Source organism: Eudoraea sp., from assembly GCF_049665975.1.
GTDB lineage: Bacteria > Bacteroidota > Bacteroidia > Flavobacteriales > Flavobacteriaceae > Eudoraea.
The window spans coordinates 1-1,766 of the sequence record NZ_JBATGR010000368.1; the positions used below are offsets into that span (position 1 = coordinate 1).

The window sequence follows — 1,766 nt, forward strand, 5'->3', positions numbered from 1 at the left end:
GATATTGTGGTTGTTTCAGGAGCAGCAGGAGCGGTGGGGAGCATCGTGGGTCAAATTGCTAAAATTAAAGGATGCCGGGTTGTCGGCATTGCCGGGGGTAAGGAGAAATGTAAATATATTTTAGAGGAGTTGGGTTTTGACGCTGCTATTGATTATAAGAACGAGAATGTTGTAACCAGGTTGAAGGAAGAATGTCCAAAAGGCCTGGATGTTTATTTTGACAACGTAGGTGGCGAAATTCTTGATATTGCCCTAAGTAAACTGAGAATGCATGCCCGAATAGTGATATGTGGAGCCATATCGCAATACAACAACAAAACGGCCATAAAAGGCCCCAGTAATTACCTTTCACTCCTGGTAAACCGAGCCACAATGCAGGGAATGGTGGTATTTGATTATGCAAAAAGGTATGGCGAAGCTGCAAGGGACATGGGTGCGTGGCTGGCAGAGGGAAAATTGAAAGGGAAAGAAGATATATATAAGGGAATTGAGAATTTTCCGCAAACCTATAAAAGGTTGTTTACAGGTGAAAAACTAGGCAAACTGGTGCTAAAAGTAGTAGAAGATGAAGGCCATACGATGTAAAGAATTCGGACCGCCATCTTCTCTGGTTTTAGAAGAAATGCCTGGTTTAAAACCCAAAGCAAAAGAGGTGGTGGTGCAAGTAAAAGCCTGTGGAATAAATTTTCCTGATACATTAATTATCCAGGGTTTATACCAGTTTAAGCCAGAGCTTCCTTTCACTCCGGGCAGCGATATTGCCGGGATCGTAAAAGAGATTGGCGATGAGGTAAAACACCTGGCGGTCGGTGATGAAGTATTCGGATTTGTCTTTAGTGGAGGTTTTGCAGAGGAAGTAGTGGTGCCATCCAATACGTGTTTCCTGAAATCAGAAAAAATGAATTTCCCAATTGCAGCATCATTTATGGTGGCATATGGGACGTCATATCATGCGCTGAAAGACAGAGCAAAGCTGGCAAAAGGCGAGACATTACTTGTGCTTGGTGCCTCAGGAGGTGTTGGTTTGGCAGCTGTGGAGCTTGGTAAATTAATGGGGGCTAAGGTTATTGCGGCAGCATCCTCCGAAGAAAAATTAGAGTTATGTCGCGAATATGGAGCTGATCAAACCATTAACTATTCTAAAGAAGATTTGAAGTCTGAAATAAAAAAATTGACTGATAACAAAGGGGTAGATGTTATATATGATCCTGTTGGAGGGGAATATTCTGAGGCGGCATTCAGAGGAATTGCATGGGAGGGGAGATATCTGGTAGTAGGATTTGCTTCCGGTACTATACCAAAAATGCCTTTAAACCTGCCTTTGCTTAAGACTGCTTCTATTGTTGGGGTATTTTGGGGCGATTTTGCCATGAGAGACCCAAAAGTGAATATGGAGAACACAAGGACGTTGATGAAATGGTATGATGAGGGCAGGATAAAACCCCATATCCATAAAACTTATGAATTGAAGGAAACCCCCATGGCGTTACAGGAAATAATGGACAGAAAGGTCAGGGGTAAATTGGTAATAGAAGTTTAAGGTTATCATCTTCCTGAATATTTGGCTTTAGATTAAAGCTCTGCTTATTTTAAAGGATCAAATTTCGCAAGGAGAGTTAGTAAAAGATATAATTAAAGAACTATACGAAATGAGACTAAAAGACAAAATAGCCATAGTTACCGGTGGTTCCCGTGGAATAGGGAAGGCCATAACCGAGCTTTTTGCAAAAGAAGGTGCAACGGTAATAATTATGGACGTGTTACCC

The 1,766-nt window shown here is 41.7% G+C and carries 3 protein-coding genes; all 3 read left to right on the plus strand.

The window, feature by feature from the left end:
* The coding region (locus tag WBN20_RS12585; protein ID WP_424281943.1) for a zinc-binding dehydrogenase at positions 1-585 on the plus strand (585 nt) is incomplete at its 5' end.
* Positions 566-1,540, plus strand: a complete 975-nt coding sequence (locus tag WBN20_RS12590) for an NADPH:quinone oxidoreductase family protein (RefSeq protein WP_424281944.1) — start codon at positions 566-568, stop codon at positions 1,538-1,540. The genes WBN20_RS12585 and WBN20_RS12590, both read left to right, overlap by 20 nt.
* Before the next feature lie 109 nt (positions 1,541-1,649).
* Positions 1,650-1,766: SDR family NAD(P)-dependent oxidoreductase (locus WBN20_RS12595; RefSeq protein ID WP_424281945.1), on the plus strand; the 117-nt coding region annotated here is incomplete at its 3' end.